This window comes from Scytonema sp. HK-05, from assembly GCF_963872035.1.
In the GTDB taxonomy this organism is placed as follows: domain Bacteria; phylum Cyanobacteriota; class Cyanobacteriia; order Cyanobacteriales; family Nostocaceae; genus Kalymmatonema.
In genome coordinates, this window is the sequence record NZ_CAWMYC010000027.1 from 1 (window position 1) to 18150 (window position 18150).

10 protein-coding genes are annotated in these 18150 nt (G+C 43.3%); 6 read left to right on the forward strand and 4 right to left on the reverse strand.

What is annotated here, in order from left to right:
- Positions 1–2491, reverse strand: a 2491-nt coding sequence (locus tag AACT52_RS05490; protein WP_158055001.1) for a two-partner secretion domain-containing protein, incomplete at its 3' end; no start/stop codon positions are given.
- 1231 nt (positions 2492–3722) lie between these two features.
- Between AACT52_RS05490 and AACT52_RS05495 the strand changes: the two genes are divergently transcribed.
- A complete protein-coding gene (locus AACT52_RS05495; protein ID WP_073636278.1) occupies positions 3723–5405 on the forward strand; it encodes a ShlB/FhaC/HecB family hemolysin secretion/activation protein in 1683 nt (560 codons plus the stop codon).
- A 393-nt stretch (positions 5406–5798) separates the two neighbouring features.
- Here AACT52_RS05495 and AACT52_RS05500 read toward each other — a convergent pair whose 3' ends face one another.
- Positions 5799–7748, reverse strand: a complete 1950-nt coding sequence (locus AACT52_RS05500; RefSeq protein WP_073636272.1) for a sensor histidine kinase — start codon at positions 7746–7748, stop codon at positions 5799–5801.
- Positions 7749–7772: 24 nt separating this feature from the next.
- On the reverse strand, positions 7773–8492 hold the full coding sequence (locus AACT52_RS05505) for a response regulator transcription factor (RefSeq protein WP_073636273.1): 720 nt from the start codon (positions 8490–8492) through the stop codon (positions 7773–7775).
- Between the two features lie 393 nt (positions 8493–8885).
- Here AACT52_RS05505 and AACT52_RS05510 point away from each other — a divergent pair, with 393 nt between their 5' ends.
- The 3 genes from AACT52_RS05510 to AACT52_RS05520 all read left to right on the forward strand — a co-directional run bounded on the left by AACT52_RS05510 (position 8886) and on the right by AACT52_RS05520 (position 12923).
- Complete coding sequence (locus tag AACT52_RS05510) at positions 8886–10772, forward strand: ScyA-related TPP-binding enzyme (RefSeq protein WP_083630804.1); 1887 nt, start codon at positions 8886–8888, stop codon at positions 10770–10772.
- A 57-nt stretch (positions 10773–10829) separates the two neighbouring features.
- A complete protein-coding gene (locus AACT52_RS05515; protein WP_073636274.1) occupies positions 10830–11969 on the forward strand; it encodes a 3-oxoacyl-ACP synthase III family protein in 1140 nt (379 codons plus the stop codon).
- Positions 11970–12173: 204 nt separating this feature from the next.
- Positions 12174–12923 (forward strand): SDR family oxidoreductase, encoded by a 750-nt coding sequence (locus tag AACT52_RS05520; protein WP_073636275.1) that lies wholly within the window; start codon positions 12174–12176, stop codon positions 12921–12923.
- A gap of 78 nt (positions 12924–13001) precedes the next feature.
- Here the strand turns inward: AACT52_RS05520 and AACT52_RS05525 are convergent, their stop codons facing one another.
- A complete protein-coding gene (locus AACT52_RS05525) occupies positions 13002–16535 on the reverse strand; it encodes an NB-ARC domain-containing protein (RefSeq protein ID WP_073636276.1) in 3534 nt (1177 codons plus the stop codon).
- Between the two features lie 482 nt (positions 16536–17017).
- Between AACT52_RS05525 and AACT52_RS05530 the strand changes: the two genes are divergently transcribed.
- Together AACT52_RS05530 and AACT52_RS05535 are read left to right on the forward strand one after the other, a co-directional pair.
- Positions 17018–17647, forward strand: coding sequence for a response regulator (locus tag AACT52_RS05530; RefSeq protein WP_073636280.1), 630 nt, complete (start codon positions 17018–17020; stop codon positions 17645–17647).
- A 19-nt stretch (positions 17648–17666) separates the two neighbouring features.
- Positions 17667–18014 carry a hypothetical protein gene (locus AACT52_RS05535; RefSeq protein WP_073636277.1) on the forward strand — a complete coding sequence of 116 codons (348 nt, stop codon included), beginning with the start codon at positions 17667–17669 and terminating at the stop codon, positions 18012–18014.
- The last annotated feature ends 136 nt before the right edge of the window (positions 18015–18150 follow it).

An 18150-nucleotide genomic window follows, 5' to 3' on the forward strand; every position in this document is an offset into this window, starting at 1 on the left:
CTCTTCCATCTCGGGCAAATGCAAGGATATCGCTGTCATTGAGGGCGATGATGGAGTTAGCATTGAGGGTGATGTTACCGCCGCCACCTACGCCACTCAAGACGTTGGTTGCAATGTCGCTGTCACCAAACAGGCGGATGTCCTTTGCTGTAATGGTGATGGCACCTCCGGAAGAGCGTTCTGCAGTAGTGGTGATATCACCGTTAGTAGCCCTTAAGAGTCTGGCAACATTAATATTGATGTTGCCTGCATTTCCTTGACCTCGCGCCTGGGCAGTAACTAGTGCCCCATTTTGAATCAGCAACTCCCCAGTATTAATCGTCAAATCACCCGCATTCCCGATTGAACCTGAATCACCTTGAGAAGACAAGCCGCTAGGAATCTGACCATTACTAGAAGTACCAATCAGTTGCACCTTGTTGGCAGTGAGTGCCAAATTCCCTCCATTGCCACTACCAAATGTGCCAGCACTAACTTGTCCCCCATTTTGAATCAGCAACTCAGTGGTATTAATCGTCAAATCACCCGCATTCCCAGTTGAGCCTGAATCACCTTGAGAAGACAAGCTGCTGGCAAAGCGACCATCACTAGAGGTACCAATCAGTTGCACCTTGTTGGCAGTGAGTGCCAAATTCCCTCCATTGCCACTACCAGCTGTGCCAGTATTAACTAGTGCCCCATTTTGAATCAGCAACTCAGTGGTATTAATCGTCAAATCACCCGCATTCCCAGTTGAGCCTGAATCAGCTCCAGAAAACAAGCCGCTGGGAAACTGAGCATCACTAGAAAAACCCATTAGTTGCACCTTGTTAGCAGTGAGTGTCAAATTCCCTCCATTGCCACTACCAAATGTGCCAGTATCAACTTGTGCCCCATTTTGAATCAGCAACTCAGTGGTATTAATCGTCAAATCACCCGCATTTCCGGTTGAGCCTGAAGCAGCTTGAGAATACAAGCTGCTGAGAAACTCACCATCACTAGAGGTACCAATCAGTTGCACCTTGTTGGCTGTGATTGTCAAATTCCCTGCTTTGCTACTACTAAATGTGCTAGCACTAACAGCTGCCCCATCCTGAATCAGCAACTCACTGGTATTAATCGTCAAATCACCTGCATTCCCGGTTGCGCCTGGGTTAGCAACAGAAAACAAGCCGCTAGGAAACTGACCATTACTAGAGGTACCAATCAGTTGCACCTTATTGGCAGTGAGTGCCAAATTCCCTGCTTTGCCACTACCATATGTGGCAGTACTAACTTGTCCCCCATTTTGAATCAGCAACTCAGTGGTATTAATCGTCAAATCACCCGCATTCCCGGTTGCGCCTGGGTTAGCAGCAGAATACAAGCCGCTGGCAAAGCGACCATCACCAGAGGTACCAATCAGTTGCACCTTGTTGGCAGTGAGTGCCAAATTCCCTCCTTTGCCACTACCATATGTGGCAGTACTAACTTGTCCCCCATTTTGAATCAGCAACTCACTGGTATTAATCGTCAAATCACCCCCATTCCCGGTAGCGCCTGGGTAAGCAGCAGAAAACAAGCCGGTGGTGGGCAACGGATCATCACTAGAAATACCAGTTATCTTTAGCAACTCAGTCGCGATGACTTTCAATGACCCACCAGACTCTGTTGCGAGAGTACTTGCCTCTATTTGAGAACCATTGCTCAGGGTGACGCGCCTGCCCACTACCTGTATATCACCACTGCCCGCGCCACTACCATCAACTGCTGTTTGTTGCGATAGTTGAATATTGCCAAAATTTTGCACCCCATCATAGCCCAAGGCGAAACCTTTATTAATGGGGGTGACGCTGACAAAACTATTTCCTGCAACACTCCCCAGTTCTATCCGTCCGCCAGCAGTTTTGATGGTTGCTCCTTCTAAGCTAATATCACCACCCACCAACGCTAACGTTTGATTCGGTTCCACCCGTAGAGCATTCGTTGTATCAATTAAATCAGATGTTAATCTTAAACCCTGACCATCGCCTATAACCTGAATCCCTCCTGGATTTGCTCCATATTGCAAACCCACAGGCACACTGAGGGTGAGTAATGATGTAGCCTGTGGTGCAGTGGCGCTATACTCAAAGCCATCAGCAAATTTCAAGCTATTTGCCGTACTACCAACAAACGAACCCTGAATATCCAATCGCGCATTTTGACCAAATAGAATTCCATTGGGATTGAGCAAAAACAAGTTGGCATTACCCAATACACCAAGCCTCCCCAGAATCTCGGAGCGACTCGTCCCCGTCACGCGAGTGAGAATGTTCTTAATTCCCTCAGGATGGGTGAAATAAACTCCTCTTGCTTCACCCACGTTGAATTCTCGAAAACTGTGGAAGAGATTACTACCGCGAATTGCTCCGCCATCAATGCGATCGCTTGCTAAGTCACGAATCACTAAATTAGGTGTTACGACAGAACTTTCAGAAGACAGCGTAGCATCTGGTGTTATTTGTGCATGGGCTTGCTCAGATGTTGTCAATGCGTACGCACCTACCAAGGCCCAGCAACCTGCCAACCCTAATTGCAATCTTCTAATACGGTTTCTCCATGAAGATGCACGCTTATTCAACCCCCTTGTAGTCCCCCCTTGGTAGGGGGGGATGCAGTCGGCGGACGGTAAATAAAGTGCAATGTCACAGAGAATTGCTATACAGCGCTTTGCATCTAAATGGAGTACACCCCTCCCCAACCCTCCCCTTGGCAAGGGGAGGGTGCGCGACAGCGCGGGTGGGGTACTTCTGTACTTCACGAACTTGCAATCTGCTATAAGTAGCCAAAATTTTTCTTTCATATAACATATTCTTTATTCTGTCAATTTTCATGAATAATTTTTTACTGAAAAACAAAAATCAATTTTTAGCTGGATCTAAATTTTTTTGTTGATAAATTATTTACTGTAAATTAAACCATGAAGAATACACTGAGGGGAAGATATGAACCCTCAAATGTTGTAGTTGTTTATCAAATGTATCAATTGCATTCCTGACATTATCTGATTGATACAAACAGTTATCTGGGGGTTATTTAACTGTCAATCTTTTTTGGAAAATTTAAATGCAAAGTAAATTGGCTTTTTAATTTATTCTTGCTAATATAAAAAAGTATTTTTAATTACAAAAAATCTTCTAAATATTAATTTGGTAAATTCAAGTGAGTGTCAAATGCAGTCTTGTATAAGGCTTATAGCTGGCTAATATACCATTAAAAACATTCACATATTAAGCAACATTTTATCGGGAGTATCCCAATTTTACCAAAATACTCAAGGCAATTCGGAGCTTAGTCCTGAGCGAAGCGAAGGAACAGGAGGGAAGAATTTCAAGTCCACGGTGATTAAAAAGATGCTTCGCTTCACTTAGCATAAAAATAAATTTACATATTTGCGATGCTCCCCATCTATCAGTTTTTTATTTCTTTGTTATCTGGTTAACTTGTTAGTAAAAGTATTTTGTGTTAAACAAGTAAAAATACTATATTTATTACTAACGTTTAGTTTCAGAGAAGGTTTGAAATATGCTGTTAATGGTGGGGTTAAAATTGTGTACTGGAGCGAATACCTACAACTTTACTTTGCAGTACGCATTTGGACATTGAGTGTAGCAGGGTTGTTAGGGTGCATAGGAGCGATCGCCACTTCTTTAGATATCTGTGTCTTTGCCCAAAGCAGCGATTTTCTACGTGACACCACTTTAGGCTCTGAAAGTTCTACAATTTTTTACCTAAACCCCAACTTAAGAGTTGCACAATCAACCCCACCGCCGAGAGTTACCATTCCCCCAACCGCACCAGGGCGTGTTGAAGAAATTATTCCCAAACCCACTAAACCTCTACCCATCCCCTCTACTCCAAGCGCACCACCAACACCACCCAATCTCGAAACACCTCCCACTCCTCAACCCACCGCACCTTCTCCTCCCACAAACCTTCGCTTTTACATTAAGAAGATTGAAGTCTTAGGCAATACCGTTCTCAAAGAGGAAATTAGTCAGTTAGTTAAGAAATATGAAAACCGGAAAATTACTTTTGAAGACCTAACCGCCTTGCGCTCTGCTATCACCGAGCTTTACGTCAAAAAAGGTTACGTCACTTCCGGTGCATTTTTGCCCAACAACCAAGCTCTTGACAAAGGTATTGTGCAAATTCAAGTCGTAGAAGGCGAACTAGAGCGAATAGAAATTACTGGTTTAAGCCGCCTGGGAAAAGGATACGTGCTTCGTCGCTTGAGGAGCGCCACCAAAGCTCCTTTAAACCGCCAACGCCTAGAGGAAGCACTGCAACTGTTGCAGCTTGATCCGCTTTTAGAACGGGTGAATGCTGAGTTAACCGCAGGTAGTGCCCCAGGGCGCAATATCTTACAAGTACGTTTGAAAGAAGCTCCTGCATTTCATGCAGGCATTATCATTGGCAACAACCAATCTCCTAGCATCGGTTCAATTCAGGGTAGTGTCTTTGTGACTCACGATAACTTGTTGGGCTTCGGCGATCGCCTGACTGCTGAATACGGACGCACCGAGGGGCTCAATCTCTACGATTTCAGCTACACCGTGCCGCTTTTACCTCGCAATGGCACTCTGAGCTTCCGCTATAGCAACAACGACAGCAATATTATCGAAGTCCCTTTCCAAGACTTAGGTATTCGCAGCCAGTCCGAAACCTTTTCCCTCAGTCTGCGCCAACCGTTAGTGCAATCCCCTGAATCTGAGTTTGCTATTGGTGTAGGGTTAGACTTGCGTCGCAATCAAACCTTTATTCTGGATAACATTCCCTACTCGTTTTCACAAGGACCAGAAAACGGGAGATCCAGAATCACCGTGATTCGGTTTTACCAAGACTGGGTAAATCGGACTGCAACACAAGTGCTAGCAGCGCGATCGCAATTCAGCTTTGGCATTGATGCCTTTGATGCAACCATCAATAACACAGGTACCGATGGACGCTTCTTTTCCTGGTTAGGACAGTTCCAGTGGGTGCAGCAATTGTCCCCAAGAGCCTTGCTGGTAACTCGCATCGATACCCAGTTAACGCCAGATTCTCTTCTATCATTAGAAAAGTTTAGTATTGGTGGTGTAGATACGGTTAGGGGCTATCGGCAAAACCAAGTAGTATCTGATAATGGCGTTGTCGCTTCTTTTGAACTCCGCATTCCCGTCACCGCTGATCCTAGAACCCTACAAATCACGCCATTTTTTGAGATAGGCACTGGGTGGAATAACCGTGATGCTAACCCAGATCCGAATTTAATTGCAGGCTTGGGTTTGGGTGTGGAATGGCAAATTAACCGTAGTTTGGATGTCCGCTTAGATTATGGTATTCCATTAGTTGGGGTGAGCAATAGGGGAGACTCCTTGCAAGATAATGGACTTTATTTCTTGTTACGATATCAACCTTTTTAACCCAATACGGTTGAGTTAAAAATTTTTGGTGAAATTTGGTGATGTGTAATGAAAGTGCATGCTACGTCTCTACATCGCCGTCGTGATCAGGGTTTTTTACATCTTTGGCACTACCAAAAAAGGATTTAAGAGATGATTTATAAAGTAAACCTTAAATTGTAGGGTGCGTTATAGCAACGCTTAACGCACCATCTTTCTCGGTGCGTTACGGCTAATCCTCACTCTCTCAAATTCCGAAATCCAAGCATCGCCGTAACACACCCTACTTATACCAATTCTCCATGAAGATGCACTTAATATTAAAAAATGAACCGCCAAGTACGCCAAGTACGCCAAGGAAGAAAGAGGTAATTATTTAGTGCAAGTTTATAGAGAATTGGTATTAATATTTACTTACCCATCTTTGGCACTATTAAAAAAGGATTTAAGTTGCTTTCGGATTTTTCCGATACAACCTTTGCTACCTCCTAGGAACCAGGTTAACTCACATAAAGTTCCACGGGGAGAAACAGATTCTCGCTTAAAATGACCTCCCAATTTACAAGCTAAATTTATAGCCTGTTTTGTGCCTTTATTCTCTAAATTTGAACTGATGCCACATCCATTATCTTTAATGCTAAGAGTGTACCATCCTTGATTTTCCTTGCCAGTGGCTTGGATGTATTTAGCTCCTACTGCATATTTTCCAACATTGCATAAAGCTTCTTCCAAGAATTGGCAAAGTTCTCGTTTCTGTTCAAGACTCAAATACTCCTCCCCAATGGGGTCAAATGAGCGAGCTTTTACTTTAACATTTTGAAAAAAGGGAAGGTCTCGCTCTAATGTACTGGTGTAAACCTCATAAAAAAGTTCGTGAATGGGAAGTTTTAAATCTAGTTTTAAACCACTCCCAATACGAAGGCTTTCTTCCTGATCTAGGGCTTCCAATTTTAGATATTCACCAATTGCCCGAATTTCAGAATTAAGGCTTTTCAATTGCGAGTGTAATTTCTCCGCTGGAAAGTTCTGCTCCTGAACACATCTTAAAGTATTAGCTAGTGTCTGTAAGGGTCCATTATGAATAAGAGTAAATGTAACATCAATTGTGCGTTGGCGTTCATTAATTTGAGATTGCAAAGCTTGGTCGCGTTGATAAAAAGCAAAAGCACTGAGACCTACACCATTGATACCTAAAATTAACAAATTTGGTGCAACCGGAATCCACCAACCGATTGTCAAAAGCAGATAATTACCTACAACTAAGAAAAGACTAGTAACACCAACAGCAAACAGATTCTTAAGTACAGATTGAGTCAGTCGTCCGATAATAATGGGGATAAAACCCCAAACTGTTATCCACAAATATTCCCACTTATCTGACCAATCTTTTAACAGTGGTCGTTTATTAAGAACTGCGCTAATGATTTGGGAACAAGCATGAGCGTGAAATTCTACTCCAAAAATTTGATCAAAACTTTTCAAATCAGCAATTGCTTTAGTATAAAGGTAGTCTGGAACGCTAGGAGCAGTTATACCTATCAAAATAATGCGATCGCGCAGCCATTCTGGCTGAAATTTGCCAGTTTTAATATCATTAAGAGATAAAACTCGAAATGCTTTTTTTCCACTCCGCCAATTGAGTAATGTTTGAACCCCACCGGCATCTGTTCCTACATATCCCCCAGTGTTGGGCAAAAAGCGAGGGATTTCAATTGAGCCAAACCGCATAGTATCGGGATCACGAATACCATTTTCTAAAGTAATACCTTCACGGGATAAATAATGTTCTGCTAAACGCAAAGATAGGGAATACTTGTAGCTTTGACCATTCTTTAATGATGGTGTACTCAGAAGAACGCGCCTGAAGTTACCATCTTTATCAGGTATAACATCTGCAAAACCTATTTGTTCAGAAGAAATATGCGACGGCGGAGCTATTTGATTAGGTAAAACTTTCTCAATAGCAATTATATTTTTACTCTGTTTCAATACATCAACCAGTTCTTGATGACCTGGCTCAATAGGTACATTTCTAACAAGATCTAAACCAATAACTCTCGGCTTATAATTCTGTACTTTCCTGATAACTGCTGCAATCTCGCCATCTGGTATAGGATATGTTTTTGCACTCGCGATATCATCTTCATTAATGCCGATAATCGTGATTCTATTATCCATAGGCTCAGCAGGACGTAGATGGAGAAAGTTATCAAGTGCCATCCACTCTAGAGGCTGAAGTAACCCACTGAAGCGAGCGATGGTGACAATCGCCAAGACTGCAAATCCTGGTAACGCTCCTGTACGCCAAATAGCAATTTCTTTCTTAATTTTTCTCCAAATCTGCGTTCCAGAAGCTTCAACCATGAATCATGAACTCCTAACTCCTTATTAGTCAATTAGCCCTTCTTCTTTAGCACGGATTCTCGTTTGAATCCGCATATTCTTGCCTTCTTGTCTGCAATCTTCAGGATAAACGCCCAAAACGTCTTGGATTTTAGTCCAGTATGAACGAATTGTCCTTTCATGCATATGCATTCGTTCAGCAATAGTCTTATCTTGCAATCCTTCTTCAAATGCTAGCCCCAGTACCTCTAGCCACTCAGGCTTAAATTCCAGTGCTGTTTTTATATCTTTTGTATGCGTTCCCCCTTGTAGCGCTAAGTTAACCCTAGTTAATATCTCTTTTTCGGACAGTCCTTTATCGGCGATCGCAAAGCCCCCTTGATGGTCGTCAATTTCATGTTTAATCCGCACCAGTGCTTTAACATAACTGCTTTGCACCACGATATTTAGTGCAGGATATTTTTTCATCAAAATCTTCAGTAGTTGAAGACCCTCATCAATATGGGCGGTCATTCCGGTCTTGTATGGAATGGACAAGTCCATGACAACAAGGTCAAGTTGAGAACTTTCTAGTATATCAAAAGCTTCTTGTGCAGTTTTAGCCTTGAGAATTTCCGCGTCTGGGTACTTCTGTCGTAGCACGTCGAGGCTTCCTGTCAGGATTAATTGGTGGTCATCTACTACTAGAATCTTTTGCTTTTCTTGACTCATCATCAATTCCTCAAAGTTTACTTTTACCGTAGTTCTTTCTGATATCACGTTCATAGCGAACCTGAAACCCAAGTATCTACCACCTAATTGTTTTATCAAATAAACCGATAAGTTGTTTATGCACATAAACTTCTAAAAGTCAATATTTTTTTAGGTAAACAGTGAATTGTACGAAAAATTAATAACATTTAATAAATTTGCGCTTGTCTTCAATGTATGTGTGTATGCGCTTATTTTATTAAAAGCAGCCCAAGCCGTGTATACAGAAAAGTGTATGTTTTGAAGCCGGGTTTGGTATTCAACACAGCACTTTTGGTAAGTGTGTAATTTAGCAGTTTTTTTTATCTTATTAATTAAGCACACTTCAAGCTTAACTTCCATTCAGGGAACAACAAACGAAAGATAAACTGACGGGTTGCCAACTTTTACGCATCTACCTTTACTTATATGAGCTTTAAATCCTTTCCAATCCACTCAACTGAAGTCGAAAAGTTAGAACTCGACAGCCATCTCGAAATTTTACCAAATCAGACTATGGGCTTTAAGTATAAATCTGTATCTGCCCTAGTCTCACCATCTGAGTCATCTTTAACCCCCTCACCTTTTGTAAATGTCCAGTTAAACCCACAATTGGACATCGTGTCTCTTAAAACAAGTCAGCAAGTTGCACCTGTGTCAGTAGCTGAGGCGATCGCCAAAATACTGGAAGATTTGGGAGTGCAATATGCCTTTGGTGTTTCGGGAGGTGCGATCGCTCCTGTATGGCATACACTGGAGAATAGCTCAATCGAGGTGCTTCACTTTCGTCATGAAGCAGGAGCCGCTTTTGCTGCTTGCGAGGCATACTTTGCTAGTGGTCGCCCTGTCGTGGTGTTTGCCACAGCAGGTCCAGGTATCACAAACGCTCTGACCGGGCTCTTTGCTGCACGTTGGGAAGGTGCTAAGGTGATTTTCCTGTCGCCTTCCACATCAACAGCGCAGCGCGGACGCTGGGCTTTTCAAGAAACAAGCGCTTACACAATGCCCAGCGCAGGTATTTTTACCTCGGGTTCAATGTTCGATTATGCTACTACCCTTGAAAGCAGTGATGAACTGCCAGAAGTCCAAAGAAGGCTAACTCTAGGCTTAGCTAGACCAGGAAGTTTCATAGCTCATGTCAGTATTCCTACGGCTATCCAGACGAGTTTGCTCAAAACATCGTTACCACAAACGACTCTTTCTCATTCTGTGGCAACTGTGAGTGAAGAAACCATCTCAGAGTGTTTACGGTTGCTGTCTTCTGGTCCGTTTGCCATTTGGGTCGGTTTTGGTGCTCGTTCTGCTGCTTTTGAAATTCGCGAGTTCGCCGAAAGAACGGGGGCTGCGGTCATGTGTTCACCACGCGGCAAAGGTATTTTTCCAGAGGACCATCCTCAGTTTATTGGAGTTACCGGCTTTGCAGGGCATTCATCTGTTGTGACATATATGCAAGAGCAACGTCCTTTGCATACTTTGGTGTTAGGGACGCGACTGAGTGAGTTTACCTCGTTTTGGAACCCTGCGATGATCCCTCCTGGAGGTTTTGTGCATGTTGACATTGATCCTGAGGTACCAGGAACCGCATATCCATCAGCTAAAACATTTGCCATTCAGTCTGACGTGGGAATGTTTGTAAAAGCATTGCTGAAATACTTCCCAAAGCGTACTAGTCGGTCAACAGTCGCCTCACTGCCCACAAAACCCGAGCGTAATGTTATCAATCCAAGTGCTGATGGTCTAGTACGACCCGAGCTACTTATGAATGCGATCCAACGGATCATCGTCGAAGGCAGTGATGCATTGGTGATAACTGAGGCAGGTAACTCGTTTGCTTGGGGAAATCATATGCTGCGATTTAACAAGCCGGGTCGTTATCGAGTCAGTACTGGGTTTGGAGCAATGGGTCATGCTGTCACGGGCGTCGTGGGTGCTGCCCTAGCTCGTAATGGTAAAGCTGTTGCGATCGTTGGAGATGGTGCCATGCTCATGAACAGTGAGATCAGCACTGCGGTGCAACACCAGATTCCTGCTGTTTGGATTGTACTTAATGACGGATGTTACAACATGTGCAAACAAGGCTCGATGATGCAAGGCTTTCAAGGCATGGATACAGACATTCCGCAAGTGGATTTCCTTAAAATTGCTCAAGCGATGGGAGCTGATGGTATTCGCGTTGCAACAGAGACTGATATCCAACAAGCCCTAGAGCAAGCACTTGCCTCTACTGGTCCATTTATTGTTGATGTAGTCATCGATCCCACACGACCTGCACCGATTAAAAGTCGTATCAACAACCTAAATTTACAACAACAATAGAATTCATCAACAGCCTAAATTTACAACAGTAATCAAATTCATTGGAGGTTTATTATCATGTATCATCCAGTAGGCATTCGCTCGCTTGCATTAAGCGTTCCAAACACCATACGTACAAACGATTACTACCGCAATAAATATCCAGAGTTAATTGCTCAGTCCGAGCAAAGAAGTTTAGCAAAGCTGTTTTCACTGGCTGATTCCACTCCCAGTAATGAGTTTGACTTGGAGATGATGCCTTATTTGTCAGACCCGTTTCGCGGTACCGTTGAACGGCGAGTACTTGCCCCAGATGAGTCGTCACTAACACTTGAGTATAAAGCCGCTAAAGATGCTCTGGACGCAGCTAAACTTTCTCCCGATGATGTCGATTTGATGATTGTCGCCTCACTCGTTGGCGAGCAAATCATACCTGGCAATGCTGTTTTCCTCGCTGAGCAACTCGGTTTACAATGTGCCGCTTGGAATCTTGATTCAATGTGTTCAGGAGCTATGGTTGCACTCCAAACTGCCAATACACTCGTTCGAGCAGGAGAGTACCGCAATGTACTGGTGGTGAGTTCTTGTACGTACTCTCGCTTTGTTGATGAAAGAGACACCATGTCGTGGGTAACTGGTGATGGTGCTGGAGCCTTTGTAGTTAGTCCACTTCAAGCCAACCAGGGAATTCTTGGCAGCAAAACTGTTCATACCGCAGAAACTTGTGGTGCTTTTTACACTGAACTGGCAGAGGATTCCCAAGGTCAGCCACGATTATTTCTAAGGTCAGGAAAGGGAGCAAATCGAATAATCAGCAGTACATTTGCTAATTATGTTCGTACCTGCTGCAACGGTGCTGCTACTGCCGCCAACGTCACACTTGACCAAATCGACTTCTTTGTTTTTAATACAACAACCGCCTGGTTTGTTAATTTTTGCGCCCGTGTACTAGACATTGACTTAGAGCGCACAATCAACCTCTACCCTCAATATGGAAACGTTGGACCAATACCTGTGGTTGCTAATTTGTATCACGCAGCACAATTGGGTAAAATTAATGAAAATGATCTGGTTCTCGTCTATTCTCTTGGTGCATCAGCAAACGCCACTGCAACCGTGATGCGCTGGGGTGATGTCGCTCTAGGACCTGTTCCGGTTCATAAAGCCAACTTTGCAGTCAAAAGAGCCAAAGACAAGAGCTTTGTTGGACTTATCTAACAATATTGAATACCAATTCTCTTAAAGATTGCAACAAATCAAACTTCCTGTAGTCCCTCCGCGAGTGGGGGGACACGGACAGGTGGGGATGTATTTTCGTTGAAGAGCAAGAGTTTTAAGTACTTGTTACGCCATAAAGTTTCAAAGTCCCAATCACTACTCAGTAGTAGAAAACAAAGCTATTCAGACAAAAGGAGCACACTCATGATAGGTCAATTTCATGGAAAGGTCGCGCTGGTTACTGGAGCTTCATCAGGCATTGGTCGGGCTACTGCGATCGCGTTTGCACGTGCTGGAGCAAAGGTCGTCGTTGCTAGTCGTCGCATCACCAACTCAGAAGAGACTGTACACCGCATACATGAGCTTGGAGGTGAGGCTATTTTTGTCAAGACCGATGTATCAAATGCTGCTAAAGTAGAGGTACTAGTCAACAAGACTATTGATTACTATGATCGTCTGGACTACGCTTGCAACAACGCCGGTGTTATAACTTCCAGTCTACTCACTAATATGTTGGAAGAAGACTGGAACCATATACTTGATGTGAATCTCAAAGGAACGTGGCTTTGTCTTAAGTATGAGATTGGAGCGATGCTCAAACAAGGTGGCGGTGCAATTGTGAACGTGGCTTCCGTCGCTAGTGTTGTCGGTTGTACGGGGCTTACCAGTTACTGTGCCAGTAAAGGTGGAATTATCGCCTTGACTCGAGCAGCAGCAATAGAATATGCCCAATCCGGCATCCGAATCAATGCTGTGAGTCCAGGTTGTGTTGAGACCGATATACTAGCTGCTGTCCCAAAAGACAAACTCGCTCAACTTAAAGCAGGGCATCCGATAGGACGCATTGGCAAATCAGAGGAAGTTGCAGAAGCTGTACTGTGGTTGTGTTCCGATGCGGCTTCCTTCGTGATCGGGCATAATATGATAATAGATGGAGCATATACCGCACAGTAAGGTAGAAAGTTTGATAATCGGGAGTGACCAATTCTAGCTAATCTTACTGGCTACAAAATTCTCCATAGTGTAACTATGTTACTGGTTCTCTTGATACTCAATCGCTCCTAAATGTTTCAGAGCAGATTTTTCAGCTTCTGTAAAACCAATTACCCCACTAATGTTCATACGTTCGTAGGGTTTAGAGCTTCTTAGAGTTTTCAGGCACTTACCAGTCTTTACATCCCAAATCCTAATTGTCTCATCTTCACTGCCACTAATTAGAGTACACTCCTCAAGACCGAAGGTAACTGATAATACTCCTTGACTATGTTCATGTAAAGTTTTGAGGCATTCACCAGTCTTGACATCCCATAACTTCACCCTTTGATCCGTGCTACCACTGCTAAGAGTTTGTCCATCTGGACTAAAGGCGACTGAGACAACCCAACTCGTATGTCCTTGCAAGGTTCTCAAGACTTGACCAGTCTTGACATCCCATAGCTTCACCTTGTGGTCTCCACAGCCACTAGATAAGATTAGTCCATCTGGACTAAAGGCAACTGACCAAACCCAGCCCGTATGTCCTTGTAAAGTTCTGAGGCATTGTCCAGTTTTGACATCCCATAGCTTCAGTGTGTGGTCATGACTGCCAGTAGCTAAAGTATGACCGTCAGGACTAAAGGTTACTGACAAAACTCCATGACTCTCTTGTTGTAAAGTTCTGAGGCACTTACCATCTGAGACATCCCATAGCTTCAGTGTTTGGTCATGACTGCTACTAGCAATTACTTGTCCATCAGGGCTAAAAGCAATTGACCAAATCCAACTAGTGTGACCTTTCAGAGTTTTGCGGCATTGACCAGTACTGACATCCCATATCCTAATCGTTTTATCATTACTGCCACTGGCCAGAGTACAACCATCTGGACTGAAAGCCACTGACCGGATCGCATTGTCATGCCCTGTAAAAGTTTTAAAGCATTGACCATTGTTAATGTTCCACAACTTCACAGTTTTGCAATCACTGCTACTAGCGAGCATTTGACCATTAGGACTTAAGGCAATTGACCAGACCTTATCACTATATCCCTGCAGAATTCTTAGACACTTACCAGTACTAACATCCCACAATTTGAACGATTGGTCATCACTGCTACTCACTAGCGTTTTAGCATCAGGGCTAAAGGCAACTGCTCGCACCAGATTATTATGTACATATAAAGTTTTGAGGCATTCAGCAGTACTAACATTCCACAACTTTACCGTTTGGTCCCAACTACCACTTGCCAGTGTTTGCCCATCAGGATTGAAAGCGACTGAGAAAACCCAGCCAGAGTGCCCCTGCAAGGTCATAAGACATTGACCAGTGTCAACATTCCATAATCTGACCGTTTGATCGCTGCTACCACTAGCTAGTATACGCCCATCTGGGCTGAGGGTAGCTGACCAGATCGCCTCATCGTGCCCCTGCAAGGTTCTAAGACATTGACTAGTGCGAACATTCCACTGCTTCAACGTTTTGTCTACGCTGCCACTCGTCAGCATTTGGTCGTCAGGACTAAAAACGACTGCTCGTACCATGTTATCATGTCCTTGCAAAGTTTTTAGGCACTGACCAGTACTAACATCCCATATCCTTATGGTTTTGTCATCACTGCCACTGGCCACCGCTTGCCCATCTGAACTGAAAGCAACTGACCAAATCCCCTTTTCATGTCCCTGCAAGCTTCTGAGATATTGACCAGTATTGAGATCCCAAAGGTTGATTGTTTGATCCTCACTGCAGCTTACAAGAATACTACTATCAGGGCTGAAGGCAAGTGATGATACCCAATCAGTATGACCTCTAAAAGTGTACAGTTGTTTCCAATCAGCAACTTGGTACAACCGAACCTCACTATTCATATCCCCTGTAGCCAAAAATTTTCCATCGGGGCTAAATGCTATTGACAGAATTCCACCGAAGGTTTCCGCAAAAACAGATTTAGCCAAATTAGCATAAGAGAAATTCGTATGATGCAAATTCACATTTCGCAAGTCTGCTTGCCAAACAGTCAGATAAGAAAAATCATAACCAGTTAGATCTGTTTCCAGACGACACAGCAAATTAAGAATATTTCCCGCCGTATAACTTTGTTCTTGCGGAGATTGCTCTCGTAGCTTTGCTAAAATTTGGCTTAGCTGATTTTCAAGATTTCTTTTGTTTCTAAAGACAGCCAGCAGCCCATCTATAACTGGTTTAAGGATGAGGCGAATTTGAGTCTCCCTCACATAGTCTTTCGCCGTCGCCTTCATCAAAGCATGGCACCTAAAAAGCTCGATATTTCCAGTTTCAATCTCTTCACAAAGGTGATCTATCAATCGCTGAGTCACATACTCCATGACTACAGGTTGTAGCGTGAAGGTTGCTGCGCTTTTCTCCATTAGAGAACGCCGTGCTGCAGACTCCAGCGCCTCCAGTAATTTTTGTGGTCGTACTGGTGATACAATATCTTCTCGTAAATCTGATAGCGAAATTGGCTCACGATTAATCGCCAACCAGTACATTATCTCCTTTTCTAAATCTGACAAGCGCGAAAACTGCTGGTCTAAAAGTTCGCAAATGTCACCAAAAACAGCCGTGTCTTGTTTGAGAAATTCAGAAAGATTACCATCAAAGAGATCTTGAATTGTCGTCGCCACTATCTTCAAAGCTAAGGCGTTGCCTCCATAGCGCTCAACGACTGTTCGCAATTCTGACTCAGAGCCAGAGAAACCCTTAACTTCAAAGATTTTCTGCCCATCTACCGCTTTCAGACCACTGAGTCGTAATGAGCGAACTTTTAGTGCTTCTCCTTCCAGTGACGCCACGTGTTTCGGTTTTTCCCGAGAAGTCAACAACAGGCAGCTACTGTGGGTAACTTCTCCTAAGCGTTTTATTAGCTGACCATAATCCTCATACTCTTTTCGATAACTTCCTGCAATAGCGCCACTTTCGAGAATAGTTTCAGCATTATCTAATATAATGATACAGCGTGAGGCTTGCAAATAATCAATCAGTCGTGAGATTCTTTCGTCTACGCTGTTTGGTAAATCAGCTTCTTTCGCTTGGACGTCACAGAAAAATTGAATTAAGTTACCCAGTAGCTCAAAAAGTGGTGGGGCATTGTAGAGCGATCGCCAGACAACGTACTCAAACTCCCCCTGAATCTGTTGTACTAACTTCGTCGCCAGAGAGGTTTTACCAATTCCCCCCATTCCCAACAGCGCTACGACTCGGCAACGGTCAATCACAATCCATTGCTCTAAGGTTGTAAGTTCTTGTGTGCGCCCATAAAATACAGAAACATCGATCGCTTCTCCCCAGTCCAAGCGTTTGTTAGCAATCCTTGTCTCATTCTTTTCATCCGTGGCTTGAGAGCGAGCCGCAACATCCAGTTCAGCTATCTCTTCAAACTCCACTTGTAACCTATGACACAGTTCTACAAAAGTTTTATAGTCAACGGGTTTACCTGTCAGGAAGTTGCTGACTGTGGCTAAAGATAGTCCCGCATCATCAGCCAAAGCTCTTTGGGTAGCAAAGCCGTTACGCCTAACTGCCAATTTAACTTGCTCAATGCATTTTTTACTAACCCTGAGCGATCTAGACATGGCTTATCCGACGAAACCCATACAGATTATATACTCAATCAATCAGTCACAAGTCAGAATTAAGTCAGAAATTTTTAGGCTTGAACTCAGTTAGCAGTAGAGTTTAATGGAATTGTGGAGCCAAGGAGATAGTCAAGTTTATCGCTTGTCAAATCTCTATGATGAATGCAGAACCAGGGGAAAGTTGCTTAACCTTCCTTCTGTAACCCCATGTTTATAGAAAGATAATTTTAACAATTTGTGGATTAGTGAGATTGTGAATTGGTACTTTCGTTTTACTAACTTAATATAAGTTAAGAAAAAATTGCGTTCGCGTAGCCGCTGCTACCGAGCATCGCTCAGCAGTGATAGTTGTGTATTTTTCGGCTCTAAACTATTACTAACCATATCAAATCCTGATTTTTACTTTCCAAACAAGTGTGCAAGGATTGCTCTCAAACCCTTGCGCGAAGTTGATTACAAATTTTCGGATGGGGTCTATTATGAGCCAAGCTAGTACAATTAGTGTTCTGATTGCTGACGATCATTTCATTGTCAGACAAGGATTGGCAACCATCATTAACCGCGATCCAGAAATGACGGTGATTGCTCAAGCAGAAGATGGACAACAGGCGATCGAGCGCTTTTGTGAATACCAACCAGATGTCACGCTGATGGATTTGCGAATGCCCCAAATCGGAGGGGTTGAAGCCATTAGTGCGATTTGTGCTGAATTTGAACCTGCCCGAATTATTGTGCTAACAACCTACGATGGCGATGAAGATATCTATCGCGGATTGCACGCAGGTGCTAAAGGATATATGCTCAAGGATGCTAAACCCAACGAACTTCTAAGTGCGATTCGCAGTCTGCATCACGGTCAGCAGTATATTCCACCATCCGTAGGGGCAAAACTGGTGCAGCGCCTTAGCAATCCAGAACTGAGTGAACGAGAGCTAGAGGTGCTCCGTTTAATAGCGCAAGGAATGAGTAATTTAGAAATTGCTACCGCTTTGAGTATCGGTGAAAGCACCGTCAAATCTCACGTTAATCGAATTTTAAGTAAATTGGGAGTGAGCGATCGCACTCAAGCGGTGATTGTTGCCGTTAAACGAGGGATTGTCAGTTTGTAAGCAAGTCTTACAAACCTTATTGACTCCAGCAATCGCAAACCAACAAAAATACTATAAGCAATTAGGGATTTTCAACAAAGAAATTATCCAATCTTGTGTGGGGTGGGTTTCTAGCCCAGAAGCCCATCCCACAAAAAAAGTTGGATATTTTTTAATTTGGAAGGTCTTTAAAATTGCGAGAGAGGGTGCTCAATTTATCGTTAATGATTGCCGCAGTTCTAAGAGGATGTTTGAGAAGTATCAAATATTTTATTTGATCCCCCCACTCCCCTTAAAAAGGGGGACTTTTACCCTCATTTTTAAGGGAATTTTAGGAGAAATATTAATAAATTTTAGTATAAATGTATACACTTTGAATATCCTCTAACACTGTTATGGCGACAAGTTCCCGGCGTTCAAGAGTTAGCTCATCTATTGGCACGAGAAAATTTGTTATGGTGTAGTCTGAGTGAACTACCTACACTGACCTGAGGGTACAGTGTAGGCTTCCAGCGTCATTGACA